A 25221-nucleotide genomic window follows, 5' to 3' on the forward strand; every position below is an offset into this window, starting at 1 on the left:
CCGTCGCCAGCGGCGGGGCCATACACCGCTCGCGACGCGAGCACGCGGCCGCGAGCGGGAAGTTTCTGGGGACGCGATCGGATCGGTCGCTGACCGGAGACGGAGCGGATCGGTCGCTGACCGGAGACGGAGCGGACCGGTCACTGGACGGGAGACGGAACGGACCGGTCGGTAGTCGGGAAGCGGAGCGGAGAGAAAGCGAGAGGTGGCCGGGTCCGCGTTAGCGGGCCGCGGCGGCGACGCGCTCGCGCTCTTCCTTCTGCGAGATGGAGTAGGAGCCCTCGACGTCGTAGTCGGCGGCGGCGACGAGCTCGTTCGCGAGCGCCTCGGCGGCGGCGGTGCTCGACTTGTACGTCGCGCTGGCGACGGCGTCGGAGATGAAGAGCAGCGCCTGATCGACGCGGCGCTGGGGCGCGACGTCGACCGCCTTCGGGACGGAGATACCGCCGTACTTCAGGCGGACGGTCTCCTCGCGGGGCGCGGCGTTCTCGACGGCCGTCACGAGGATCTGGACCGGGTTCTCCTCGGTCCGGTCGTGGACGATGTCGAAGGCGTCACGGACGATCCGGGTCGCCTGCTGCTTCTTGCCCGTGTTCTCCTCGGTCTGCATCAGGCGGTTGATCAGCCGCTCGACCAGCGAGATCTCGGACTTCTTGAACTGTTTCGACGCGTGGCGACCCATCGTGTGGGCGATGGGCGTCACCGTCATGTATCGCTTCGTCGAGGGATCCTCGTAGGCGATCTCGGTGACGTCCCAGACGCCGAACAGTTGGGCGTTCTCGTTGGCGGCCTCGCTCGACGCCGGCGCGTCCGGGTCCGGCTCGTCGGCGGCGACGTCCTCCTCGGACGGCGCCTCGGTCTCCTCGCCGCTCATCTGACCGGCTTCTCCGCGTTACCGCGAACCAGTTCGATCATCGACACGCCGTTGACCTTCTCGACCTTGTAGTTGACGCCGGAGAGGTCGCCCATCGCGCGGCCCTTCGCGCCGCCGATGCCGGCGATCGTGACCTCGTCGTGCTCGTCGATGAAGGAGATCGCGCCGTCACCGGGACAGAACGCGGTGACCTGCTTTCCGTTTTTGATGAGCTGAACCCGGACGCACTTTCGGATCGCCGAGTTCGGCTGCTTTGCCTCGATACCGACCTTTTCGAGGACGATGCCGCGCGCCTGCGGGGCACCCTCCAGGGGGTCGGACTTCGTCTTGAGCCCGCGCTCTCGCCGAGCGTACTCGGAGTCGGACCAGCGGCGCTTCTGCCGGTCCTTTTTGAGCTTACGGGCCGCGTACTTGCCGTTCGCCATCGTACATCTACTTCCGAACGGAGCTACTTAAGCGTCGTCTTTTCTCCGTCGCGAAACGCCCTCAGATCCTCCGAGCGGTACCTCTCGACCGATCTGAGGGTGTTTCACGGACATCCGGTATCGGAAATGACGGGCGCTCGATCACGCTGAGCCGGTAAGCCGACGAGAGCGCCCGTCGTTTCGGTTCGAGCGAACCCCTCCCCGAATCAGCCGCTCGTCTCCTCGCGCGCGGTCTCGACCCAGTCCGGCTCCGGCACCGTGGCGCCGAAGTCGCGGTAGTCGATGTCGACGTCGACCGTCGCTCCCTGACCGTCGTGATCGCCCGCCCACGACTGTTCGAGCCGCGGGACGACCCCGGACTCGTACACGTGAACCGTCGCCGACGCCGTCTCGACCGTCTCGGGGACGTTCCGATCGCCCTCGAAGGCGTCGGCGGTGAACCGCGCGGTCGGCTCACCGCGAACGTTCCCCGCGCCATCGCTCGTCGGATTCCAGAGGTTCAGCCCCTCGTACTCCGTCTCGCCGTCCGTGGTCTCCCCCTCGACGCGGATCCCCGTCACGACCTCCGAGCGCATCGTCGCTTCGAGCTCGCCCGACGACCGGTCGACCGACTGGCTACCGTACCGCGTCTCGTCGACGGTCTGCCGGCGTATCAGCGCCGTGCCGTCGGCGACGTACAGCTCCGAGACGTCCGTCTCGTCCGTCTCGGTCACTTCCTGGCGCACGTACTGGCGCCCGTTTTCGAGGTCGTACGCGGCCTCGTACTCCTGTGAGGGGAGCCACGGGGACGGATCGGCGTCCCCGTCGTGGCTCGTCGCCGCCGTCGAGAGCAGTGTGGCGCCCCCGGCGTCGACGAGTGCGTCGGCGTGTCGCTCGGAGAGAGTCGCCACGTCGAGGGTGTCTTCGGTCCGCCATTCGGCGTCGGAAAACGGTCGGTCGGTCTCGTCGGCGGACGGTCGCTCCGAATCGTCGGGTGACGGTCGATCCGAGCCCCCACCGAGACAGCCGGCGACGCCGACCGCGGCTCCGGCTCCGGTCGCGGCGAGGAAGTGCCTCCGATCCATGCGACGAAGAACGGGCGCGTCCGCAAAAGGGCGTGGGTTCCGCGTCAGGTCAGTTGGACGTCGTCGACGTCGTAGTGTCGCGCCGCGAGTCGGCGAGCGGTCTCGATGTTCGCGCCCTCCGCGCCGATGGCGACGCCCCGGTCCGCCTCCTCGACCTCGACGTACGCGACGCGGTCGTTCTGCTCGGAGACGGTGACAGCGTTGACGGCCGCCGGCGCGAACGCGCTCGCGACGAACGCCTCGGCGGTGTCCGCGTCCTCGACCAGTTCGATCGACTTGTCGAGTCGCCGTTCGGCCTCCGCGACGGTCTCGCCGCCCTGTCCGATCGCGGCCGCCATCTCGCCCGCCGGAACCACGAACACGAGCCGATCGCCCTCCACGAGGCAGTCCGTCGGCGTGACGCCGGTCAGCTCGTCGAACCGGCCGATGTAGCGCCGCGCCTCGTCGGAGAGCTCGACGTACATTAGTCGTCGCTCACGACGCGCGACCCCATCCGGAGGTCGACGTCGCCGGTCCCCATCGAGATGGGTTTGCCGGCGATGACGTTCTCGATGACGCCGTCGAGGTCGTCGTACTCGCCGTGGATCGCGGCGTCGAGCAGGTGGTTCACCGTCACTTCGAACGCCGCGCGCGCGAGCACCGAGTCCTTGTTGCCGGAGATGCCGTGCCGGCCGATCGACTCGATCTCGCCGTTGTTCGTCATGATGTCGGCGACGAGCATGAGGTGGCGGACGTTCACGTCGTCGAGCCCCTGCTCTTCGAGCGTGTTCTTCGTTTCGTCGATGATCGTCTCGCGGGCCGCCTCGACCCCGAGGTTGCGGTAGATCTCGTGGATGTTGTTACACGTCGTCCGCGAGGCGTCGACGCCCTCGATGTCGAGGGTGTCGCCGAACGCCGACCCCTCGGTGTAGAGGACGAACTCCTCGTCGCCGTCGATCTCTTCTTTGCGAATGACGACGCGCTCGATCTCTTCGATCCCCTTGAACACGATCTCCCGGAGCCGCTCGACCAGCTGGAGCAGTTCGCGGTAGCTCGGCTCGTTGGGGCCGAACTCGATCACGGTGCCGGCCTGTCGCGTGTCGACGCCCAGCGCGTCCTCGATCGTCTCGGCGATGATCTCCGCGATCTCCGTCGGGTCGGAGTGGGTCGGCCAGCGCTCTAACAGGGTGTCGTCGTTCAGGTCGATCCGGACCAGCATGTCGGCGACGTTGGTCGACACGTCGCCGAGCGCGAGGATTCGCGTCGCCTCGATCGACCAGACGACCTCGTGGGCCTTCTCGCGGTCGGTCGCGTACTCGCCGTCGAGGTGGACCGTCATCATCGGCGTGTCCGGCGTCTTCCGGGCGTCCACCAGTTCGATGAGCCGGGGGAGCCCCTGCGTGACGTCGATCTCCGCGACGCCGGCGTAGTGGAACGTGTTCATCGTGTTGTGCGTCACGACGCCCTCTGCCGTGGTGAACGTCTCCAGTCCCTCGACGGAGAAGTCGTACACCCGGTCGTGTTCCGTCGGTACGGCTTCGATCGACTCGATCCGGTCCCACACTACGTCGCCGGCGACCGCCTGACGGAGTTCATCGAGCGCCTCCGAGTCGACGCCGGCCGCTTCCGCCTCGTCAACGAGCCGGCGGAGCCGGGAGCGGCCGATCCGCTGGCGGTTCGACGCCGCGTTCACCTGTCGGCTCGGAATGCCGGCGTCGGACGCGACCTCGCGGAGCGAGTCACCGAAGTTCGGGATCTGATCCGTCGCGTCCGGACCCGTCTCGTCCAGCTCGGCGGCCGCGGCGTCGAGTTTGTCACCCCGCTCGCCGACCATCCCGATCCGGTCGGCGAAACGCCGGACGTGTTTCTTCGGCACGCGGAGCGTCCGCGACGCGTCCTGTTCGCCGAGCGTCGCGTACACGTCGAACCGAGCGAGCAGCAGCGCGATCCCCGCGGTGAGCCGGTCGCTGGTCGAACTGGAACGGACCGCGCTTTCCGCGACGTTGCCGTCGCCGCTGAAGTACCCACGGAGCAGCGCCCGGGCGAACTCGTCGTCCGCGCCGTACGCGAATCCGGGAACGATCTTCTGCTCGCCTTCCGTACACGCAGCGCGCAGGAAGTCAGCAAGGACCGTCCCGTTCACGCGAACGTCGTAGCCGCGGGCGAACTCGCTGTCGTTCTCGTACTCGTTCACCGAGAGGCCGAACCGATCGGCGAACGCTCGGACGCCGTCCTGGAACGTCTCGTCGACGTTCGAGACGGACACGTAGTGGTCCGTCAGCGACCCTTCAGCGAGCCACGCGCCGACGAAGAATCCCGTCTCCGCGTCGAGCGGGAATCGTTCCGGGAGACCGACCGTACCGCCGGTCGGATAGACGGTCTCCTCGTCGAGATCGCCGGCGTCGAGCGCGTCGCGCTTGTTGCGGAGCTGATCCGGTCCGACCGGAGCGGTGTCAACGCCGCCGTCAGCGAGCGTCGAGGTGTACCAGTAGTCGGTCGCCGGGAGGTACTCCCGGAGGTCGACCTCGTCGTCGCCGTCGCTCTCGTACGATCCGACGACCGGGAGCCAGTCGCCCGCTTCGAGGTCCTCGCCGGTGACCGGGACGACCTCGTTGTCACGTCGGGTGACGAACGAGTGGGCCTTCGTCGCCCGGATCGTCCGACCGGATTCGAGTTCGAACCGAAGCAGTTCGTCCGGTGCGTCGTGGCGGCTGACCTCTTCGACGGGTTTCCAGCGTACCCCCTCGTCGCCGTCGAGGCTGAGCGTCTCCAGCCCGTCGGGTGCGAGCCCGACCTCGTGGTCGTCCACGGACCGGGACTCGCGGGACGTCAGTACCTCGTCGACGAGCGGACCGATCTCGACGACGTCGGTCGTTCCGTTCCGCCGAACAACGACGCGCTCGTCGTGCGGGACGCTCATCTGCGTCCCGGGCTCGCCGATCGACTGCGCGGAGACCGTACCGACCGGGTCGAGGGGGTCGACCCGCGTCCGCTCGTAGCGGTTCTCGACGCCCTCGGCGATGTCGGTCGCCTGCTCGATGGTGACCTCGCCGACCTCCTCGGCCTTCCGGTCGATGGCCTCGTACACCTCGGTCTTGAGCCGACGGGGGAGCTCGGTCGCCTCCACGACCGCCTCCATGTCGTCGGTGACGCCGTCGTACTCAGTCATCTGACTCCACCTCCAGCTCCGCGGCCTTGTTCAGCCCCGGACCGGCGTGTTCCGAGAGGTTCGTCGGCGGTTCGCGCTCGCCGAGGAACCGCTCCTTCTCCTCGTCGGAGGCGAACTCGGCGTCGACCACGCGGTCGACGATCCCGTCGACGTCGATGCCGTCCCCCTCGCCGGAGGAGACCTTCACGGGCGAGGTGCCGTCCTCGCCGAACTCGAACTGAACGATGCGGCCCGAGGTGTCCCGGACCGTGCCGTCGTACTGCGCCTCCAGCTCGGAGAGCGCGTTGATGAGGCGCCGCTGGAGGTAGCCGGACTTGGAGGTCCGGACCGCCGTGTCGACGAGCCCCTCGCGGCCGCCCATCGCGTGGAAGAAGAACTCCTCGGGGGTGAGCCCGCCGCGGTAGGAGTTCTCCACGAAGCCGTGCGCCTCCGAGGAGAGGTCGTTCGGCCGGTAGTGCGAGAGCGTCCGGTCCTCGTAGCCGCGGTTGATCCGCTCGCCGCGGACCGCCTGCTGGCCGACCGAGCCGGCCATCTGCGTCAGATTCAGCATCGAGCCACGCGCGCCGGAGCGGGCCATCACGACCGCCGGGTTATCGTCGCCGAAGTGCTGGTCGGCGATCTCGCCGGCCGAGTCGCGGGCCTTTCCGAGCGTCTGCATGATCTTCATCTCCAGCGTCTCGTCGACGCCGCGGCCCGGCAGCGATTCGAGCTCGCCGGCCTCGTACGTCTCGATGAGCTCCTGAACGCGGTCGTAGGCGCTCTCGATCGCCTCGTCGACCTGCTCTTCGGCCGCCGGCGGGATCGACTCGTCGTCGATCCCGATCGAGAACCCGAAGTTCATGATCGCGCGCATCGCCAGCGACGCGATCTCGTTGATGAACACGCGGGCGCGGGTCTCCCCGTACTCCTTCGTGAGCGTGTCGACGACCTCGCCGCCGAACGCGCCGACCGCGTCCTCGTCGATGGTGCCGCGGATTAGCTGACCGTCCTCGATGACGACGTCGTCGCCGGCCGAGGAGGTAAAGGAGAGGTCCAGATCGTCCGGGAGCAGCTCCGAGAACAGCGTCCGGCCGGTCCAGAACTCTCGGCCGTCGTCGCCGACGCCGTCGGCCTCGGGCAGCTCGTCGACGCGCGTGGCGCGGAGCAGGTCCAGCGCCTGCGTCTCGGTGAACTCGGGGTTCGAGTGGGTGAGCAGATAGGTTCCGGAGATGTGGTCCTGAATGGCGCCGATGATGTTCCCGCCGAAGCGGGGGGAGAGGATCTGCTCTTGGACGCGCATGAGGACGCGCGCCTCGGCGCGGGCCTCCTCGTTCTGGAGCGCGTGCATGTTCATCTCGTCGCCGTCGAAGTCGGCGTTGTACGGCGGACAGACGACGGTGTTGAGCCGGAACGTCTTGTACGGCATCACCACGACCTCGTGGGCCATGATGGACATCCGGTGCAGCGAGGGCTGCCGGTTGAAGATCACGATGTCGCCGTCCACGAGGTGGCGGTTCACCTCCCAGTCGGCCTCGACCTTCTCGGCGAGCTCCTCGCAGTTCTTCTCGGTCACCTTCAGGCGGCGCCCGTCGGGGCGGCGCACGTAGTTCGCGCCGGGGTGGGCCTCGGGGCCGTTCCGGACGTACTGCCGCGCCTCCTCGACGTTGCGCTCGGTGACGTTGAGCGTCTGGGTCATCTCCTTCGCCACGCGGTCGGGCACGCCGACCTCGTTCAGCGAGAGCGTCGGGTCGGGCGAGATGACCGTCCGGGCGGAGAAGTTGACGCGCTTCCCGGACAGCGAGCCGCGGAAGCGGCCCTCCTTCCCCTTCAGCCGCTGGCTGAGCGTCTTGAGGGGACGGCCGGAGCGGTGGCGCGCGGGCGGCGTCCCGCTGATCTCGTTGTCGACGAACGTGGTGACGTGGTACTGGAGCAGTTCCCAGAGGTCCTCGATGATCAGCTGCGGGGCGCCCGCCTCGCGGTTCTCCATGAACCGCTGGTTGATCCGGATGATGTCGACCAGCTTGTGCGTGAGGTCGTCCTCGGAGCGCTGGCCGTTGTCGAGCGTGATCGACGGGCGGGTGGTGACCGGCGGCACGGGCAGCACCGTCAGGATCATCCACTCGGGACGGGAGTGTTCGGCGTCGATGCCGAGGACTTCGAGGTCCTCGTCCGGGATGTCCTCGAACCAGTCGCGGATGTCCGAGGGCATCAGCTTGTTCATGTCCTCCTCGGTGAGGTCGACGTCAAGCGCCTTCTCGATGGCGCGGCGGTCCTCCTTGCGCGGGCGGAACTCGCCGGCCATGATCTCGTTGATCCGATCGAGGGCGATGTCGGTCGCGTCGGCGAGCTCCTGGGGCGAAGTGCCGGGGTCGTCTTCCTCCTCGTCCGGCTGCATCGCGGCGGCGATCCGCTCCGAGTACTCGCCCGAGAGCACGTCCTGGACCTCGTAGTAGGTGGTCGGCTTCTCGTGTTTGATGTCCGCCTGCGGCTCGCCGCAGAACGGACAGGTGGACGCCTTCCGAGCCTGCCGGACGGCGGCCTTCAGCACGTCGTGTTCGTCGTCGCCGAGCTCCTTCGCCCGCTCGTAGCGGTCGCGGAACTCGTCGCGCTGCGCGTCGTCCAAGGCGAGGCGCCCGCACTCCCGGCACGTCGAGCGGAGCAGCCGCCGGATGAGCTTCGTGAAGCCCACGTGAATGACGGGCGCGGCCAGTTCGATGTGGCCGAAGTGGCCGTTACAGGAGCCGGAGTGGGAGCCGCAGGTTCGACACTCCAGACCGGGGTCGATGACGCCCAGCCGCGGGTCCATCAGCCCCATGTCGATCGGATAGCCGTCGTCGTCGTACGTGTCGGCCGTGATCACCTTCGTCGCGGACATGTCCCGGTACGTCTCCGGGTCCATGAGGCCGAAGTCGATCCCGCCGAGCACTTTCGGTGTTTGCATTGACATCTAAATCGCGTCCTCCAGTTCGAGTTTCGGTCGGATGCCGAGGGCGATCATCTCGTCGAGCAGCAGCTTGAACGCGTAGCTGACCTCCAGCTCGTGGATGTCGTCCTCGTCGCCCGTGACCGGGTCGTACACGCGGCGCTGCTCGCGGTCCTCGACGGCGACGAGCCCCGTCTCCGCGGAGACGTGGACCGTCTCGGCGTCGGAGGACTCCAGCAGCCGCTCGTTGAGCACCATCGACGCGCCGTGGCCGATGATCGTGTCGCGCTCCATCTCCCCGACGCGCAGCCCGCCCTCGCGGGCGCGCCCCTCGGTCGGCTGGCGCGTGAGCACCTGGACCGGCCCGCGCGAGCGGGCGTGGAGCTTGTTCGACACCATGTGGTACAGCTTGTGGTAGAAGATCGTCCCGACGAAGATCTCGGCGTCGATCTTCTCGCCGGTGACGCCGGAGTACATGACCTCCTTGCCGGAGGACTTGAACCCGTGTTCCTCTAACCCGCCGCGAAGCTCCTCCTCGTCTTCGCCTTGGAACGGCGTCCCGTCGACCCGCGAGCCGCGCAGCGAGCCGACCTTGCCGCCGAGCATCTCGAGCACGTGGCCGACCGTCATCCGCGACGGCAGCGCGTGCGGGTTCATCACGAGGTCGGGGACGACCCCCTCCTCGGTGAACGGCATGTCTTCCTGAGGCGCGAGGTGGCCCACGACGCCCTTCTGTCCGTGTCGGGACGCGAACTTGTCGCCCAGTTCCGGGACGCGCTGGTCGCGCACCTTCACCTTCGAGAGCTTCGAGCCGTCCTCGCCCTCCATCAGCGTCACGGTGTCGACGACGCCCGACTCGCCCGAGCGCATCGTCACACTCGTTTCACGGCGCTTCTGCGGGGAGAGCCCGCCCATGTCGTCCGGCTCTTCGAGGAAGCGCGGCGGACTGGTCTTCCCGAGCAGGACCGACGACTCGTCGACCTTCGTCTCGGGGTTGACGAGGCCGTCCTCGTCGAGGTGGGTGTACGCGTCCTCGCCGCGGGCGCCGCGCACGTCCTGGTCCGGGATCTCGAAGCGGTCCTCCTGACCGCCGGGGTAGCGGCGCTCCTCGCCCTCGTAGGTCCGGAAGAAGTGCGAGCGGGTGAGCGCGCGGTCGACGGAGCCCTGGTTCATCACCAGCGCGTCCTCGATGTTGAACCCCTCGTAGGACATCACTGCGACGACGAAGTTCTGCGCCGCCGGCCGCTCGTCGAAGCTGATCTGGTCGGAGGTCTGCGTCTTCACCATCGCCAGCTGCGGGTAGTGGAGGAGGTGCTGACGCGTGTCCGGCCGGATCCGGTAGTTCGCCGAGGGGAGCCCGAGCGACTGCTTCATCATCCCCGCGCCCATCGTAATGCGGGGAGAGGCGTTGTGTTCGGGATACGGGATCATCCCCGCACCGATACCGAAGACGAGCTGCGGGTCGATCTCGAGGTGCGTGTGGTCGTCGGACACGTCCTCCTCGTCGACGGCGACGAGGATGTCCTCCTCCTCCTCGGCGTCGATGAACTCGACGTAGCCGCGCTCGACGAGGTCCTCGAACTCGACGTCGCCGCGTTCGAGGGCCTCGATCTCCTCGTCGCCCAGCAGCGGTTCACCGTTCTCGACGACGATGAGCGGGCGCCGCGCCCGCCCCGCGTCGGCGTTGACGATGACCTCGCGGGTCCGGTCTTTCACCGAGACGTTCACCATCTCCGAGACGTCGCCGCGGCGGCGCGCCTCGCGGATCTGTTCGGCGAGCTCGTCCGGGTTCTCGTGGGTGCCCACGAGGCTCCCGTTGACGTACACCTTCGCTTCGCGTTCTGCTTGTGCCATGATCAGTCGTCCGCCGTCTGTCGTTCGACGCCCTCGATGCCGGGGATCCCCTCGACACCCATCGACGCCAGTTCTCGTTTCAGCCCCTGTTCGTCCTCGACCGTCTGTGAGAGCTCCATCGCCTGCGCGAAGTTCTTCACGAGTCCGCAGTTCGGTCCCTCCGGCGTCTCGGAGGGGCAGATGCGACCCCACTGGGTCGCGTGAAGGTCCCGCGCCTCGAAGTGCGGCTGCGACCGCGACAGCGGCGAGCGCAGGCGACGCAGGTGCGAGAGCACGCCCATGTAGTCGGTGCGGTCGACGAGCTGCGAGACGCCCGAGCGCCCGCCGACCCAGTTCCCGGTCGCGATGGGGTGTTCGAGCCGTTCGGTCAGCACGTCGGAGCGGACCACGGTGTTCACCGTGAGCTGCCGGTTCCGCATGTTCGCGCGTTCGAGCTGGTACTTCACGTCGCGCGCCAGCTTGTTCAGGGCGGTGCGGAACAGGTCGCGCATGAGGTCGCCGGAGACCTTCAGGCGCTTGTTCGCGTAGTGGTCCTTGTCGTCGGCCTCGCGGCGTTCCAAGGCGAGCTCGAAGCACGCCTCGGCCATCCGGCAGAGGTAGTACGCCTTGTTGATGCGGACGTCCTCCTCGTCGACGCCCTCCTCGTGGAGGTGCGGGAGGAGGTAGCGGTCGATGACGTAGTTCGCCCGCTTGAGCTGGTAGTTCTTCCCCTGCCCGGAGGCGACGCGCTCACCGAGCGTCTCGATGGCGCCCTCGGTCGTCTGGACGTCGGCCTCCTCCAAGTTCTCCAGCATGAACTTCACGATCTCGGGGTCGTCGGAGACGCGGTGGACGATCTCCTCGTCGGATTCGAGCCCGAGCGCTCGGACGAGCGTCACGAAGTCGATCGAGCCCGAGACGGACGGGAACGACACTTCGAGCAGTCCCTCGCGGTTGCGCTCGCAGAGGACTAAGGCGCGGTACCCGCGGCGCTGGGAGAACGTCTTGGCGACCTGAATCTCGTCGCCGTACTTCGAGTCGTACTCCGCGAGGATCTTGTTCGGCGCCAGGTCCTCGGAAGTCATCAGCACGCGCTCGGAGCCGTTGACGATGAAGTAGCCGCCGGGGTCGACGGGGTCCTCGCCGATGTCGATGAGCTCCTCGTCGGAGAAGCCCGCCATGTTACACTTGTCGGAGCCGACCATGATCGGCATCCGGCCGACCTTCGTCTCGGTCGTGTCGACGACCTGCTCGGGTTCGTCCTCGCCGCCGCGCACGATGGACATCTCCATGAACACGGGCGCCGAGTAGGTGATGTTGCGGAGACGGGCCTCTTGGGGGTAGAGCAGCTCCTCGGAGCCGTCGGCCTCGCGGACGCGCGGCGTGACCATCCGCACGTCGCCGAGCTCGACGTACACCGGCTCTTGGCCCTCCTTGTCGCCGATGTCCGTCTCGATCGTCTCCTTCTCGTCGACGACCTCCTGCATGCCGCGGTCCAGGAAGTTGTTGAACGAGCGGAAGTGATGTTCGGCGAGCCGTTCGTCGGAGAAGTATTCGCGTGAAACCACGCGTCGGTCTTGCCTGTTCATGAGACGACCAGTCGGTACACGACCGCCTCGTCGGTCGTGCGGGAGTCGCGGACGATCTTCACCACGTCTCCGACCTCGGCCTCGTCGGGGAGCGCGGGATCCGTGCGTTTGATCTTCGGTAAGTTCGTTCTCTTCACGTCGTACTCCGCCAGGACCGCCTCGATCTCCTCGGGGTCGAGGAGGACGTGGTCCGGGACGAGTTCGTGTTGGCTTACGTCTACCATGGGTGCTGGTGGTGGGGAGAAGCTATCACGAGATACTACAGATATGTACATACGCCAGCGTCATAAGACTTACCAAGCGCCGCCGCGCGCGGCTCACGGGTCGCGGGGCGTTCGACACTCCCACACACGCGAGGTCGACACAAAAGGATATCGGCCGCGACTGCCGTCCGGCGTCGCGGCTCGGGGCCCGATTCCCTGTCACCGACCCGCACCCCCGTCAGGGATGACAAGCCTTATTTGCCAGACAGGGATACGAACTGATGCGACAAGCCCGGATGGTGTAGTGGCCCATCATACGACCCTGTCACGGTCGTGACGCGGGTTCAAATCCCGCTCCGGGCGTCCCCGGTTTCGGGACGCTGTCGCTTGTTTGCCCGGATGGTGTAGTGGCCCATCATACGACCCTGTCACGGTCGTGACGCGGGTTCAAATCCCGCTCCGGGCGTTTCGTTCCGATTAACCGACGAGCGGTGAGCACCGCGAACCGCGAGTCCGGTCGGAACAAAACCGTGCCTGAGGGGTTTGAATCTGAGGACGAGCGAGTCCGACAGCGGCTCGTCTCCCGAGCTACAGGCCCAGTTCCGCTCGGAGGTCGTCGACGAGCGTCTCGGTCTTCGCGTCCGGTTCCTCTTCGGTATCGACGGGAGTCCGACCGTCGTACGTCTCGTGGACCATCGAGACGCCTTCGGCGAGCGTGTCGAGGCCGTAGCCGCCCTCCAGCACGTACGCGGTGGCGGCGTCGGCGTCGTCGCCGAGCGTTCGAATCCGGTCGGTCAGCAGCGCGTACCCCTCGGAAGAGACGCGCATCCGCGAGATGGGGTCGTGGCGGTGCGCGTCGAACCCCGCCGAGACGATCACCAAGTCTGGGTCGAACCGCTCGACCGCGGGCGCGATCCCCTCGTCGACGGCGTACAGGTAGTCGGCGTCGCCGGCGCCCGCCGCCAGCGGGAGGTTCACCGTCGTTCCCTCGCCGTCCGCCTCGCCGGTCTCGTCGAGATCCCCCGTGTCCGGGTAGAGGCCGTCCTCGTGGATCGACGCGTAGAGGACGTCGCCGCGGTCGTAGAAGATGTCCTGCGTGCCGTTGCCGTGGTGGACGTCCCAGTCGAAGACCGCGACCCGGTCCGCGAGGTCGTCGTCGAGCGCGGTCTGGGCCGCGACGGCGGCGTTGTTGAAAAAGCAGAACCCCATCGCGTCGTCGGTGACCGCGTGGTGGCCCGGCGGGCGGCCGATCGCGAACGGCGTCCGCCTCGCGGTCGACCCGCCGAGCGCCTCGCGAGCCGCCCACTGGGCGAGCCCGGCCGAGGTGAGCGCCGCGTCCCACGTCCCGTCGCTGGCGACGGTGTCGGGGTCCCAGCTGCCGCCGCCGTCCGCCACGAACGACTCCAGCTCGTCGACGTAGTCTGCGTCGTGGACCGCCGTGACCGCCGTTTTCTCCGCGGGGTCCGCCTCGACGTACTCGACGCCGTGCCGCTTCGCGAGGCCGCGGCGGATCGCGCGGAGCCGATCCGGGTTCTCCGGATGTCGTTCGCCGGTGTCGTGGTCGAGACACCGCTCGCTGTAGCCGAACCGCATCTACTCGAACAACGCGAAGTACGTCTCGATGTCCTCGGCCTGTACCGTTCGTCGGTCCGCGTGTCGGGCCAGCGTCGCGGCCGCGCTCGCGACGTTGTCCGCGTAGTCCTCCAAGATGTCGGCCAGCGCGACCCGCGCGTCGACGCCGACGCGATACCGGTCGTCGATCCGGAGCCGAGCGATCCGGTCGATCGGCGCGACCGGCAGGGCGAGGTCCTCCCGACTGACGACCTGCTCGACGCCGAAGTCCGCCGCCATCAGCGTCTTCCGGCCGTCCGTGGTCGCTCGCTCGGCCGCGTCGACGGCCAGTTCCGCGCCGTGCGATTGGATCCGTCGGGCGAGCTCCTCGGCGGCGTCCGCGCTGACCCGGAGCTCCCCCGCGTTCCGCCGGATGATCCCGTCGACCGGCGCGAACGGCAACTCGACACTCATACACACAGTCGCGTCCGTGTATCGTATAACGCTTTCCGTTAGCCGCATCGCCGCCGGTGTCGGAACGGACCCGGAGCCGGAATCGGACCGGCGGAGAAGAGGGGGCGACCGCGGCGGCCGACCGCGTCAGAAGACGTCGTCCGCGTCGATGGTGCCGTCGCGCTCCGGCCCCCGGACCGTGATCTCCTCGCCGAGCCGGAGGCTCGCGTCGGTGTCGACCGCCTTCGTCTGCTGACCGTCGTCGAGGACGACCGGATCGCCGGTCTGGACGACCGTGCCGGTGAACTCGACGTCCTCGCTCGACCGCTCCGCCGTCGCGGCCGCCGCGCCGCCCTCGGCGCTCGCGGCGCTGCCGTCGTCGCCGCCGGACTCCCCCGCGACGGCCTCGGCGGCCGCCTTCTGTCCGTCTTCGGCGAAGGCGCCGAGGCCCGTCTCGTCGGCGCCGCGGTCGTCGCTCTCGGCGGCGGCCCCGGCCGCACCGTCCGCGACGCCGGTCGCCGCGTCGCTCCCCTCGTCGAGGACGGTGACGGTCGAGCGCCAGTTCGCGGACGCCTCCAGGTCGTCCTGCCAGCCGTCCTGGATCTCGACGTCGGTGAAGACGACCCGGTCGGCCAGCTCGATCTCGCGGTCGGCCTTGTCGCCCCACAGCGCGACGCGGATCTCGCCCGTCTCGTCTTTGATCCGAACGTTGCGGACCTGTCCCTCGCTGCCGTCGTCGCGGTCGAACGTCCGCTTCGGGTCGGTCTCGATGACGCCGCCGGAGACGTCGACCGTCTGCCCGATCTCGAGGTCGGCGACGTCGGTCGTTTCCGGCACGTACTCGACATCCTCGTCGACGCGCTCGACCGTGCCGCGGTCGCCGACGTGGAGCTCCAAGTCGCCGTCGCGCTCGCGGACGTAGCCGTCGCCGACCTCCACGACCTCGCCCGCGTCGAACTCCTCGGCGAGGTCGGCCTTCCCGTCCCAGAGCGTGACGCGGACGCGCCCCGTCTCGTCGCCGACGGTGAGGTTGGCCACGCGACCCTCGCTGCCGTCGTCGCGGTCGAACGTGCGGATCGAGTCGGTGTCGAGCACCTGGCCGACGAGGTCGACGTCGGACGCGCCGAGCGTGAGGTCCTCGACCTGGTACGTGTCGAGCACCTGGACGTCGACCTCGGCGTCCTCGTCGGGTTCGACCTTGTCGGCGCTCACTTCGAGACCGCTGTACCCCTCCTTGGGTCGGCCCATCACCCTGAGGACCTGTCCGACTTCGAGCTCCTCCTCCGCGGCCGCGGCCATGTCGTCCCACAGCGCGACTCGGACAGAGCCGGAGGCGTCGGCGACGTCGACGTTACAGACGCGGCCCTCCTCGGCCGCTTCGTCGTCGCGCTCGAAGGTCCGGATTTCGCCGATGGCGGTCACCTTCCCGAGGAACTTCACCTCGTTCATCCCCGGCTCGATGTCGGCGATGGTGTCGGCCTCCTCGTCGCGCAGCTCGTGCGCGATGAGCATCGCGGCGGTCTCCTCGTCGGCGAGCCCGCCCATCTGCTCGACCTTGTCCTCGACGGCGGCCTCGAACTCCTCGAACTCGACGTCGGTGTCGAGGTCCTCGTACACCTCCTCTATGGCTCCCATACTCGTCCCTCCGTGGTCGGCGAGGTCGCGCATAAGCGTTGCCGTTGCCCGGGGTTCGCGCCGGGACCCGATCGGTCGTCGCGGCGACCGATCCGGGTCGCGGTCGCGGCTCGAAGGCGTCTCATAGAGGCTCATGGGTCCCGTCGGTACAAAAGGTGTTCATCCCGCGCCGGGGTGCGTGCGGACCGGGGGCACGCGGCCCGCGGACCGTAACCGTCTTAAGTTCAACCGCGGTACGTGGAGATGAGTCCTGGTAGGGTAGTGGACTATCCTCTTGGCTTGCGGAGCCAGGGACCGGAGTTCAAATCTCCGTCAGGACGTTTTCGGACACACCAAACGGCGAGCGTAGCGAGCCGTGCGTGGGTCATGCGCGACACACTCAGTCCGTTATGACTCGGAGGCGGTGGCGCGTGCCTGCGAGGCCGCCCCGCGGCCGAGCAGCACGCGCGAGGGAGTCGGCGGCGACCGACGGGAGCCGCCGACGAGGCTGGGGAGGCGTGAGGTGCGGTTGCGGTGCTGTGCGGGGCGGGACTCAAAGGGGCAGCCGGGCGGCGGGCGCAGGTGACGCAAGCACCGCAGGGAGTGGAGCGACCGAGGAGCGCAGCGAGCGTGCGCCCGCCGCCCGGCTGGGGCTTTGACGCTGTTCGCCGTCGACCCGCAAGCAACTGTTTAGTCGTGCGGGTGGAAGCGCTCCATCGCGCGACGGACCGCGTCGGTGTCGCCGATGAACGTCACGCGGTCGCCGATTTCGAGGACGCTGTCCGCCGAGGGGACGTGGTTCTCCCCGTCGCGGCTCACGACGGCGACGAAGGTGCCGTCGGGGATCTGCGCGTTGAGGTCGCGGATGGTCTTGCCCGCGACCGCCGCCGAGGTCACCTCGATCTCCTGAACGTCGTGGCTGTCGCCGAGTTCGTTCATCCAGTGGGTGAGCGCGGGCCGCTCGATCTCGTCGTCGATGGCGACCGCGGTCGCCGTCGTGGCGTCGATGCCGGTGACGCCGATGCTGTCGAAGGCGTCGACGTTGTCCGGATCGTTCACCCGCGAGTACACCGACTCGACGTCGAACTTGGTGATAGCGAGCTGGCACGCGAGAAGGTTGATGTCGTCGTCGGCCGTCGTCGTGATGAATCGCTTCGCGTCGTCGATGCGGGCCTCGCGAAGCGTCTCCGTGTCGCTGCCGTCGCCCTCGTAGACGGTGAACCCGTCCGAGCGCGCGCGCTCGACCACCTCCGGGTCCGACTCGACGACCACGACGTACTCGCCCCTGTTCTCCAGTCGCGTGGCGAGCGCCTGACCGATCCGGCCCCCGCCGATGATTATCGTGCGCATTGGTGACACTCCGAGGTACTCTCCGATCTGCCGCGCGAGCCCCGCCTCGACGAGGACCGTCGCGAAGATGACCGCGAACACCGTACCGACGAGCAGCTCGCCGGCCGCGACGCTGCCCGCCAGCTCCAGTTCGATGGCGAACAGCGTCGCCACGCTCGCCGGGATGATCCCCCGCGGCCCGACGCTCGCGATGAACAGCCGCTCGGGGCGCGTGAACCGCTCGACGCCGACGGTCGCGAGGAACGCCCCCAGCGGCCGGAGGACGAGCATGACGACGGCGACGATCCCGATCACGCCGAGGCCGAGCCCGGCGATCGCCTCGACGTCGATCAGCGCGGCCAGCGAGATGAACACGAAGGATAGGACGATCGTGGTGGTGTTCTGCGCGAACCGCTCGATCTCCTCGCGGTTGTCGAGCCCGAGGTTCCCGAGGAGGATGCCGCTCGTCGCGGCCGCCGCGATTCCGGCCTCCGCGGCGACGGCCTCCGCGGCGGCGAACGACCCGATCGCGGCCGCGAGCACGAGGAACTGCGACGCCTGAACGTCGCGTTCGGGGACGAGGTCGCTGTCCAGAACGAAGTAGATGGTGACGGTGGCGAGCAGCCCCGCCGCGACGCCGACGCCGAACCGCTGGAGGAACGAGACCACCGTCGCGGGGACGCCGAGGTCGTCGAGCAGCAGCGTCTCGAAGATCACGACCGCGACGATCGCGGCCGTCACGTCGTTGACGATCCCCTCCGTCTCCAGCGCGGTCGCGACGTGGTCCCGCACCCGGACCACGTCGAGGATCGGCGTGATGACCGTCGGGCCGGTCGCCACTAGCAGCGCGCCGACCAGCAGCGCGATCTCCCACGTGCCGTCCGTGAACGCCCGGACCGCCGCGGCGGTGCCGAGGAACATCACGACCGCGCTGACGGTCACGAGCCGGAGCGAGGCCGTCGACGCGCGCCGGATCCGGTCGAGGCGGAGCGCGAACGCCCCCTCGAAGACGATGATCGCGACGCTGAGCCCGACGATGATCTCCAGTCCGTCGCCGAACGTCTCCAGCGTGACCAGCCCCAGCAGTTCGGGCCCCAACACAACCCCGATCGCGAGGTAGAAGATGACGCTCGGCACCCGGAACCGGTGAGCGAGCAGCTGGACCGCGAGCCCCGACACGAGTATCGCGGCGATCACCGGCAGCAGGCTGCTGGACACGTCGAGCGGAGGTACGCGGCCCGCCTCCCTTAGTGTACTGGTGGTCGGGGAGGGCGGCCGGAGCGATTCGCTCCCGACCGCTCACCCGCGTCGTCGGCCGACCCCCGTCTCGCGAGTCGCGGAACTCGCCATTTATCAGTCGGCGTCGCGGACCGAGAGGCGTGACCGACCGCGAGACCGGTCAGGACCGAGACGCTCGCGACGCGGCGGGCGCCCCAGTCGCGCTCACCGCCGGCGCCGCGCTGTTCAACGAGGGGGCGTTCCCCGCGGCCCGCGACGTCTGGGAGGGAGGACGGCGACCGGCGGACGGCGACGAGACCGACGAGACCGACGAACGCGACGGACGCGACGACGTCGAGCGACTGCGCCGGGGGCTGGCCGCGGCCGCGGCGGCGGCGCATCGCGACCGCGACGGCGACCGGTCCGGTGCCGCGGAGCGCGCGGACGACGCCGTCGCCGCGCTGGCGGGCGCTCCCGACTCGGGAGGCGTCGCGCTGGCCCCGGTCAGGGAGTGGGCCGAGCGGCTCGCCGCGGCCCCCGAGGGGGCGGATCCGACGAGCCCGCCGCAGATCCGCGTCGACGGCGAGCCGCCGACGTTCGACGGGCTGTCGCTCGCCGCGGTCGGGATCGCGGCACCGGCGCTCGCGAGAGCGGGCGAGCCGGGCGACCCGGGGGCGCTCGCCGCCGCGGCCGACCTCGCCCGCGAGGAGCGCGGGACCGGCCGGACCGAGTTCGCCGAGCTGCTGTTCGCGTACCTCCGGACGCCGGACGCGCGGCCGCAGATAGCCGCGCGGCTGAGCGATCGCGTCGATCGCGAGCAACGGAAGCGGCGCGACGTCGACGGCCTGTTCTAATCGGACGCCGAAGGGCGACGGCGCCGAGGAGCGACCGACCGCTCGCCGGACCGATCAGGCGTCGTCGTGGTCGGCGGGGAAGTTGGGTTCGGCGGGCATCTCGGGGTGATCGGCGTCCGCCTCGGGGGCGTAGTGATCCCCCCCTGCCTCGGCGTCGCGGTCGGGTTTGGGTTCTCCCTCGAAGGTGTAGTCGGCGGAGTTGTCGGCGGGGTCGTAGCCGAGCGCCTCGCGGGCGCGCTCGATCGAGTAGTAGCGGCGGTCGTTGTTCGAGATGCCGTACACGATCTCGTAGCCGTAGTCGGCTCGGAGACAGCGGTCGAACAGGTGCGCGCAGTCGCGGTGCGAGAGCCACATCGCCTGCCCGCGCTCGTACTCGCGAGGCGGGTGGTCCTTGGTGAGGTTGCCGATGCGCACGCAGACGACGCTCATGTCGAACTCGTCGTGGTAGAAGCGGCCGAGCGACTCGCCCGCGGCCTTCGAGACGCCGTAAAGGTTGCCGGGGCGGGGGAGTTCGTTGCCGTCGAGCCGGTAGTCGTCCTCGGGGCGGTAGAGATCTGGGGTGCGCTCGTCGGTCTCGTAGCCGCCGACGGCGTGGTTCGAGGAGGCGAACGCGAACTTCTCGACGCCGACTTCGGCGGCCGCACGCATCACGACCTGCGTCCCGTCGATGTTGTTCCGGAGGACGGAGTCCCACGGCGCCGTCTTCCGGGGGTCGCCGGCGAGGTGGATCACGGCGCCGACGTCGGCGACCGCCTCGCGGACGGCGCGCTCGTCGGTGATGTCGGCGACGTACCGGTCGGCGTCGGTGACCCCGTCGGGCACCTTTGCGGCCGGAAGGGGCTCTCGGTCGAGGAGCCGCCAGTCGTACTCGTCGCCGATACCGCGGAGGATGGCCTGTCCCACCCGTCCGCCGGCGCCCGTCAAGAGGACCGGCTCGTCCATTCGACTCTATGTGGGCGGGAGGACGGCATATATGACACGGTTCGGCCGGTAGGGCCGAACGCGGGCCGCGAAAGGGACGAAACTGGGAAGGGAAACTTCGAGACCAGACGCCTACAGCTTCTGCCGAGAGACCTTCACGCCGGTAGGGGTGACGATGATCTGGTCGTCGCCCTTCTGGACGATGTCGCCGTCGACCTCCTGGACCACCTGCCGGAGTTCGTCGTAGACGTGTTCTATCGTCCGGTCCGACGTGGAGTGGCGGGTGATGTCGGCGATGACGAAGTCGCCGTCGTACACGGCGTCTTTGATCGGGATGACGTCGCTCTGGTCGGCGATCTCGGCGAAGTGTACCTGCGTCCCCGTCTCCGCGTGCGCGTCGGCGAAGTCGTCCGCGTCGAGTTCGACGTAGTCGTCGACGGAGCGGCTCCCACCCCCGCCGAGGATCTTGCTCATGATGCCCATACACACCACACGACGAGGTCGGACATTAGTTCTTACGTCAGACGCACCGGCCGTCCGCCCCGCAAGCGGTCAGTCGAGCCGCTCTTGCCACTCCTGGACCCGCGAGAGCAGCTCCACCGGGGGGGTCGCCGCGACGTCGACGTCGCTCAGCTCCTCAAGCACGGCGCGGGTGTCGGGGTCGAGCCGGTCGCCCGCTGCGGCCCCCGCGGCCTCGTCGGCGTCGGACGACGCCGCGCGAGCGCCCGCTCCGTTTCTACCCGCTTCCGAGGCCGAGGCGGTCGTCGCCCCGTCCGTCGCTGTCGCCTCGTCCGCCGACGCCTCCTCAGCCGTCGACGCGTCGGCGTCGTCCCCCGAGAACGACCCGGACGAGAGGTCGAAGACGACCTGTTGCGTGCCGTTTCCGTCGCCGGCTCCGCCGTCGCCGGGAGCTGCACCGCCCCCGTTCGTCCCGGTCCGCGAGCCGCGGGCCTCGATGGCCTTCTCCTCGCGGAGCCGGTCTAAGACCTCGTCCGCCCGGGAGACGACGGGGTCGGGGACGCCCGCGAGATCGGCGACGTGGACCCCGTACGAGCGGTTCGTCGGGCCGTCGCGGACGGTGCGGAGGAACGTCACCTCGCCGTCGCGCTCGTCGACGGCGACGTGGACGTTCTCCACGCGCGGGAGGTGGTCCGCGAGCGTCGTCAGCTCGTGGTAGTGCGTGGCGAAGAGGGTGCGCGCGCGGACCTCGTTGTGGAGGTACTCCGTGGCGGCCCACGCGATCGAGATCCCGTCGTAGGTGGCGGTGCCGCGGCCGACCTCGTCGAGGATGACGAGCGAGTCCTCGGTCGCCGAGTGGAGGATGTTCGACAGCTCCTGCATCTCGACCATGAACGTCGACCGCCCCTGCGCCAGCTCGTCGAGCGCCCCGACCCGGGTGTAGATGCCGTCGACGAGCCCGACCTCGGCGGCGCGGGCGGGAACGAACGAGCCGGCCTGCGCGAGCAGTTGGATCAGCGCGGCCTGCCGCATGTACGTCGACTTCCCGCTCATGTTCGGGCCGGTGACGATGAGGAAGCCGCGCTCCGCGTCGAGCCGCAGGTCGTTCGGGACGAAGTCCGTGGTGCCCTCGACGACGGGGTGACGCCCGGCCTCGACGTCGAGCCGGCGCTCGTCGGTCAGCTCCGGGCGCGTCCAGTCCCGACGGGCCGCGTGGGTCGCGAGCGACGCGAGCGCGTCGAGCTCGGCGAGCGCGCGCCCCGCGTCCTGAAGCAGCTCGGCACGCTCGGCGACGCGCTCGCGCAGCTCCTCGAACAGCTCGTACTCCAGTTCGCCGCGGGCCTCCTCCAACCGGAGGATCTCCCGCTCCTTCTCCGCGAGCTCGTCGGTGACGAACCGCTTCGAGTTCTTCAGCGTCTTGATCTCGCGGTAGTGCTCCGGCACCTGATCCGCCACCGACTTCCCGACCTGAATGTAGTAGCCGTCCGTCTTGTTGCGGTCGACGGTGACGTGGCTGAGTCCGTGCTCGCGCTTCTCGCGTTCGGCAAGCCCGTCGAGCCACGACTTCGCCGACTCGTGGCGCTCGATCAGCTCGTCGAGCTCGTCGTCGTACCCCCGCGTGAGCAGCCCGCCGCCCGTCTTCGCCTTCGGCGGGTCCTCGGCGAGCGCCTCGGCGAGCTCCTCGCGAAGCGCGGCCGCGGCGTCGCGGTCGACCGCGTCGAGGGCGGCGGCCGCGGGCGAGTCGGCGAGCGCGGTCCCCGCCACCGCGTCCGCGAGGTCCGGCAGCAGCGCGAGCGTGTCGCGGACCGAGAGCAGTTCGCGCGCGCCCGCACTCCCGCTCGTCGTCCGCGCGGCGAGCCGTTCGAGGTCGTACGCGTCGCCGAGCACCTCGCGGAGCCGGTCGCGCGCGAGCGCCGCGGACGCCAACGCCTCGACCGCGTCGAGCCGGGCCGCGAGCGACTCGCGGTCGCGGCGCGGGCGGGTGAGCCACTCGCGGAGCAGCCGCCCGCCGGCGGCCGTGACGGTGTGGTCGACCGTGTCGAACAGCGAGCCGTCGGCGTCGCCCCGCATCGTCTCCGTGATCTCGAGGTTGCGCTGGGTGGTCGCGTCGACATCGACCCGGTCGTCGGCGCCGTAGGTGGTGAGACGGGTCATCGAGGCCAGCACGCCGGCGCCCGTCTCCTCGACGTACGAGAGGACCGCGCCCGCGGCGCGGACCGCGAGCGTCGAGTCGAGCCCGACGCTGTCGGCCGTCTCGCGGCCGAACTGCTCGCGGACCGCGTGCCCGGCGCGCCCGGGCGCGAACGCCTCCGCGTCGAACGCGGTCACGCGCCCGGAGAGGTCCTCGCGCACCGCCCCGAGCAGCTCGTCGTCGTTGCGCACCCGCGGCCCGGGCAGCACCTCGGCGGGGTCGAAGCGGTACAGCTCGGCGCGCAGCTCGCCGCCGTCGTCGACCGTCGTGGCGAGGAACCGGCCCGTGGTCACGTCGGCGAACGCGAGGCCGTAGGGGCCGTCGGCGGCGGGGTCGGTCTCGTCGTCCCGCACCACGGCCGCGAGGTAGCGCGCGTCGTCGTCGCTCGTTTCGAGGACGGTCCCGGGCGTGACGATCCGGACGATCTCGCGGGCGTGGTCGCCGCCCTCCGTCTCGTACTGGTCGGCGACCGCGACGCGGTAGCCCCGCTCGACCAAGGCGTTCACGTACGGCGTCAGCTCCGAGAGCGGTACGCCCGCCATCGGGTACGACGAGCCGTGCGAGGACTTCTGTGACACGGTGAGGTCGAGCTCGTCGGCGACCAGCTCGGCGTCGTCCGCGAAGAACTCGTAGAAGTCGCCGCACTGCATCGCGAGGACGTCCGCGTCGGTCTCCGCCTTGAGATCGAGGAACTCCCCGACGATCCCCGTTGCCATATGTCCGTACTCCCGCCGTGTGAGGGTAAAACCCTGCGGGTGTCCGCGCGGTCGAGCCTCGAATCCCCGCGTCCGCGCGCAGTCACCCCAACCGGTTCCGCTTCGTCGACGCGCGGTGGAACAGTCCGGACGCGCCGAACACGAGGGCGAAGAGAACCGCGTACGCGTACCCCGAGACGCCGGCGAACGGGACGGTCCCCGCCCACGCCGCCGCCGCCAGCAGCCCGCACACGACCGCGAGCCCGACGTAGTACTCGCTCCAGAGGATCTCGTTGTCCGAGACGACCTCCAAGTACATCTCCAACTGCCTGCTCTCCTCGGTGAGCGACACCAGCCCCCGGTCGGACTCGTAGTCGATGAACCCGCTCGCGGCCAGCTTCGGGAGGTGTGACTGGTGAAGCGCCGTGTACACTCGTTTGCGTTGCTTGTACGTTACCGCGGGCATCTCGACGCCGTTCTCCCACGCCGCCAGCTGCTCGGCGATGTCGCGGACGCGCGCTTCCGAGCCATTCTTTTTTAGATACTTGATGACGTTCCGCCGCCGCTCGTTACTCAGCGCGGTGAAAACCTCGTCGCGCGAGGGGCCGGCCTCGTCGGCTGCGGGCGAGCCCTCCGATCCGATGAGTTGTGGTGTCATAGGTCATTCATTTAGCTGCGTAGCAGGATGTCGCGATCATTTATATCAGTTTCGGTTAACATACTTTTGCCTATTCGCGATGCGCGAAGTCATACGATAAGCACCATATGAGTGCTTAAACGGGTTTCTGTGGGGAGTTGTGAAGTGAAATTTCACATGAATATTTATTTTTCCCAGATACTACTGTTTCTGTGACATTTGATTCAGGTCGTCAGGCTGACGGGGCGGTAGGCGGCGCATACATAGGTCAGTTCACCGCCCTTCGATGTGTATGAACGCGTCACGCGACACCATGCTGTTCCGACTCCGACAGGCCGCCCCGGCCGCCGTCAGCAGCCTCCGGCAGCCCGAATACACCGGCGAGAACCGCTGTCTCCCCTGTACGATCGTCAACCTCGGGATCGCGGCGGTCGGGGCGGCGGCCGCGGGAGCGGTCGGCGGACCGCTCTTCGGCGCGGTCGGGTTCGGCGCCGCGCTCGCCGCGATCTGGCTTCGCGGCTACCTCGTTCCGGGCACGCCCGAGCTCACGAAGCGGTACCTCCCGGAACGGGCCCTCGCGCTGTTCGGCAAAGCGCCCGGCCGGACGGGCGGCTCGGCCCGGGCGGCGGGCAGCATCGACCCGGAGGCGTACCTGCTCGACGCCGGCGTCCTCGTCGAGACGTCCGCGAGCGACGACTTCGCGTTCGCGCCCGACTTCGCCGCGGCGTGGCGAGCGGCGGTCGCGGACGGAGCGGTCGCGGAGCGCGACGGAGGTGACGACGCCGTCGGCCCCGGCGAAGTCGGGCGCGACGACCTCGCGGCGCTCGCAGAACTCACCGGGATCGACCGCGACGAGCTGTCGATCGACTGGCGGGGGGGCGCGGGGTTCGCGTACGCCGACGGCGAGCGGATCGGCCACTGGGAGTCCCGCCCGGCGTTCCGGGCAGACGTCGCGGCCGACCGCGTACTGACGGCGATCCGTGACGACTGGGCGGCCCTGCCGCTCGCGGACCGGAGCGGCGTCCTCGGCGCGCTCCGGCTGTTCGTCGAAGAGTGCCCGGCCTGCGCCGGAGAGGTGGCCCTCGAAGAGCGGGTCGTCGAGTCCTGCTGTTCCAGCTACGACGCCGTCGCGGGGCGCTGTGCGGGCTGTGACGCGCGGCTGTTCGAGCTGCGGCTACCCGAGTCGCTCGCCGCCGCGGACGAGTAGGGACGAGTAGGCAGGGCCGGGAGTCGGACGGAAGGACGGAGTGCGACAGAGAAG

The 25221-nt window shown here is 69.1% G+C and carries 19 protein-coding genes and 3 tRNA genes; 5 read left to right on the top strand and 17 right to left on the bottom strand.

Annotated elements, in window-relative coordinates:
- Positions 1-220: 220 nt before the first annotated feature.
- The 9 genes from EXE46_RS09255 to EXE46_RS09295 all read right to left on the bottom strand — a co-directional run bounded on the left by EXE46_RS09255 (position 221) and on the right by EXE46_RS09295 (position 12059).
- Positions 221-874, bottom strand: a complete 654-nt coding sequence (locus EXE46_RS09255; protein ID WP_137688118.1) for a 30S ribosomal protein S7 — start codon at positions 872-874, stop codon at positions 221-223.
- Entirely contained in the window at positions 871-1299 is a 429-nt protein-coding gene (locus EXE46_RS09260) for a 30S ribosomal protein S12 (RefSeq protein ID WP_006111505.1), read from the bottom strand. Before EXE46_RS09260 ends, EXE46_RS09255 begins: the two co-directional genes overlap by 4 nt.
- 206 nt (positions 1300-1505) lie before the next feature.
- The gene (locus tag EXE46_RS09265; protein WP_137688119.1) at positions 1506-2363 is read right to left on the bottom strand and encodes a hypothetical protein; all 858 of its coding nucleotides are present in this window, start codon (positions 2361-2363) and stop codon (positions 1506-1508) included.
- 44 nt (positions 2364-2407) lie between these two features.
- On the bottom strand, positions 2408-2827 hold the full coding sequence (locus EXE46_RS09270) for a NusA-like transcription termination signal-binding factor (RefSeq protein ID WP_137688120.1): 420 nt from the start codon (positions 2825-2827) through the stop codon (positions 2408-2410).
- Positions 2827-5511, bottom strand: a complete 2685-nt coding sequence (locus EXE46_RS09275; protein WP_137688121.1) for a DNA-directed RNA polymerase subunit A'' — start codon at positions 5509-5511, stop codon at positions 2827-2829. The genes EXE46_RS09270 and EXE46_RS09275 overlap by 1 nt, the downstream gene beginning before the upstream one ends.
- Positions 5504-8431, bottom strand: a complete 2928-nt coding sequence (locus EXE46_RS09280; RefSeq protein WP_137688143.1) for a DNA-directed RNA polymerase subunit A' — start codon at positions 8429-8431, stop codon at positions 5504-5506. Before EXE46_RS09280 ends, EXE46_RS09275 begins: the two co-directional genes overlap by 8 nt.
- A 6-nt stretch (positions 8432-8437) precedes the next feature.
- Positions 8438-10267 (bottom strand): DNA-directed RNA polymerase subunit B, encoded by a 1830-nt coding sequence (gene rpoB, locus EXE46_RS09285; RefSeq protein WP_137688122.1) that lies wholly within the window; start codon positions 10265-10267, stop codon positions 8438-8440.
- A 2-nt stretch (positions 10268-10269) separates the two neighbouring features.
- On the bottom strand, positions 10270-11835 hold the full coding sequence (locus EXE46_RS09290) for a DNA-directed RNA polymerase subunit B'' (protein ID WP_137688123.1): 1566 nt from the start codon (positions 11833-11835) through the stop codon (positions 10270-10272).
- Positions 11832-12059, bottom strand: coding sequence for a DNA-directed RNA polymerase subunit H (locus EXE46_RS09295; RefSeq protein ID WP_137688124.1), 228 nt, complete (start codon positions 12057-12059; stop codon positions 11832-11834). The genes EXE46_RS09290 and EXE46_RS09295 overlap by 4 nt, the downstream gene beginning before the upstream one ends.
- A 269-nt stretch (positions 12060-12328) precedes the next feature.
- Here EXE46_RS09295 and EXE46_RS09300 point away from each other — a divergent pair.
- Together EXE46_RS09300 and EXE46_RS09305 are read left to right on the top strand one after the other, a co-directional pair.
- Positions 12329-12401 (top strand) — tRNA-Asp (locus EXE46_RS09300).
- A 30-nt stretch (positions 12402-12431) separates the two neighbouring features.
- Positions 12432-12504 (top strand) — tRNA-Asp (locus EXE46_RS09305).
- Between the two features lie 122 nt (positions 12505-12626).
- Here EXE46_RS09305 and EXE46_RS09310 read toward each other — a convergent pair.
- The 3 genes from EXE46_RS09310 to EXE46_RS09320 all read right to left on the bottom strand — a co-directional run bounded on the left by EXE46_RS09310 (position 12627) and on the right by EXE46_RS09320 (position 15677).
- A complete protein-coding gene (locus tag EXE46_RS09310) occupies positions 12627-13631 on the bottom strand; it encodes a histone deacetylase (protein ID WP_137688125.1) in 1005 nt (334 codons plus the stop codon).
- Entirely contained in the window at positions 13632-14063 is a 432-nt protein-coding gene (locus EXE46_RS09315; protein ID WP_137688126.1) for a histone family protein, read from the bottom strand. It lies immediately after the preceding gene.
- Positions 14064-14189: 126 nt separating this feature from the next.
- The gene (locus EXE46_RS09320) at positions 14190-15677 is read right to left on the bottom strand and encodes a single-stranded DNA binding protein (RefSeq protein WP_199234146.1); all 1488 of its coding nucleotides are present in this window, start codon (positions 15675-15677) and stop codon (positions 14190-14192) included.
- A gap of 247 nt (positions 15678-15924) precedes the next feature.
- Between EXE46_RS09320 and EXE46_RS09325 the strand changes: the two genes are divergently transcribed.
- A tRNA-Arg gene (locus EXE46_RS09325) sits at positions 15925-15997 on the top strand.
- A gap of 349 nt (positions 15998-16346) precedes the next feature.
- Here the strand turns inward: EXE46_RS09325 and EXE46_RS09330 are convergent.
- A complete protein-coding gene (locus tag EXE46_RS09330; protein ID WP_137688144.1) occupies positions 16347-18182 on the bottom strand; it encodes a cation:proton antiporter in 1836 nt (611 codons plus the stop codon).
- Positions 18183-18364: 182 nt separating this feature from the next.
- On the opposite strand from EXE46_RS09330, the gene EXE46_RS09335 reads away from it, so the two are divergent.
- The gene (locus tag EXE46_RS09335; RefSeq protein WP_137688128.1) at positions 18365-19057 is read left to right on the top strand and encodes a hypothetical protein; all 693 of its coding nucleotides are present in this window, start codon (positions 18365-18367) and stop codon (positions 19055-19057) included.
- Positions 19058-19111: 54 nt separating this feature from the next.
- On the opposite strand, the gene azf is transcribed toward EXE46_RS09335, so the two are convergent.
- The 4 genes from azf to EXE46_RS09355 all read right to left on the bottom strand — a co-directional run bounded on the left by azf (position 19112) and on the right by EXE46_RS09355 (position 23981).
- On the bottom strand, positions 19112-19999 hold the full coding sequence (gene azf / locus EXE46_RS09340; RefSeq protein WP_137688129.1) for an NAD-dependent glucose-6-phosphate dehydrogenase Azf: 888 nt from the start codon (positions 19997-19999) through the stop codon (positions 19112-19114).
- Between the two features lie 111 nt (positions 20000-20110).
- The gene (gene sepF / locus EXE46_RS09345; RefSeq protein ID WP_137688130.1) at positions 20111-20461 is read right to left on the bottom strand and encodes a cell division protein SepF; all 351 of its coding nucleotides are present in this window, start codon (positions 20459-20461) and stop codon (positions 20111-20113) included.
- Positions 20462-20530: 69 nt separating this feature from the next.
- Positions 20531-23344: a DNA mismatch repair protein MutS gene (gene mutS / locus EXE46_RS09350; RefSeq protein WP_137688131.1), complete on the bottom strand. Its 2814-nt coding sequence runs from the start codon at positions 23342-23344 to the stop codon at positions 20531-20533.
- Positions 23345-23426: 82 nt separating this feature from the next.
- Complete coding sequence (locus EXE46_RS09355) at positions 23427-23981, bottom strand: hypothetical protein (RefSeq protein WP_137688132.1); 555 nt, start codon at positions 23979-23981, stop codon at positions 23427-23429.
- A gap of 292 nt (positions 23982-24273) precedes the next feature.
- Here EXE46_RS09355 and EXE46_RS09360 point away from each other — a divergent pair, with 292 nt between their 5' ends.
- Positions 24274-25167, top strand: coding sequence for a hypothetical protein (locus tag EXE46_RS09360; RefSeq protein WP_241981523.1), 894 nt, complete (start codon positions 24274-24276; stop codon positions 25165-25167).
- Positions 25168-25221 lie beyond the last annotated feature (54 nt).

Source organism: Halorubrum sp. GN11_10-6_MGM (genome assembly GCF_005435165.1).
GTDB lineage: Archaea > Halobacteriota > Halobacteria > Halobacteriales > Haloferacaceae > Halorubrum.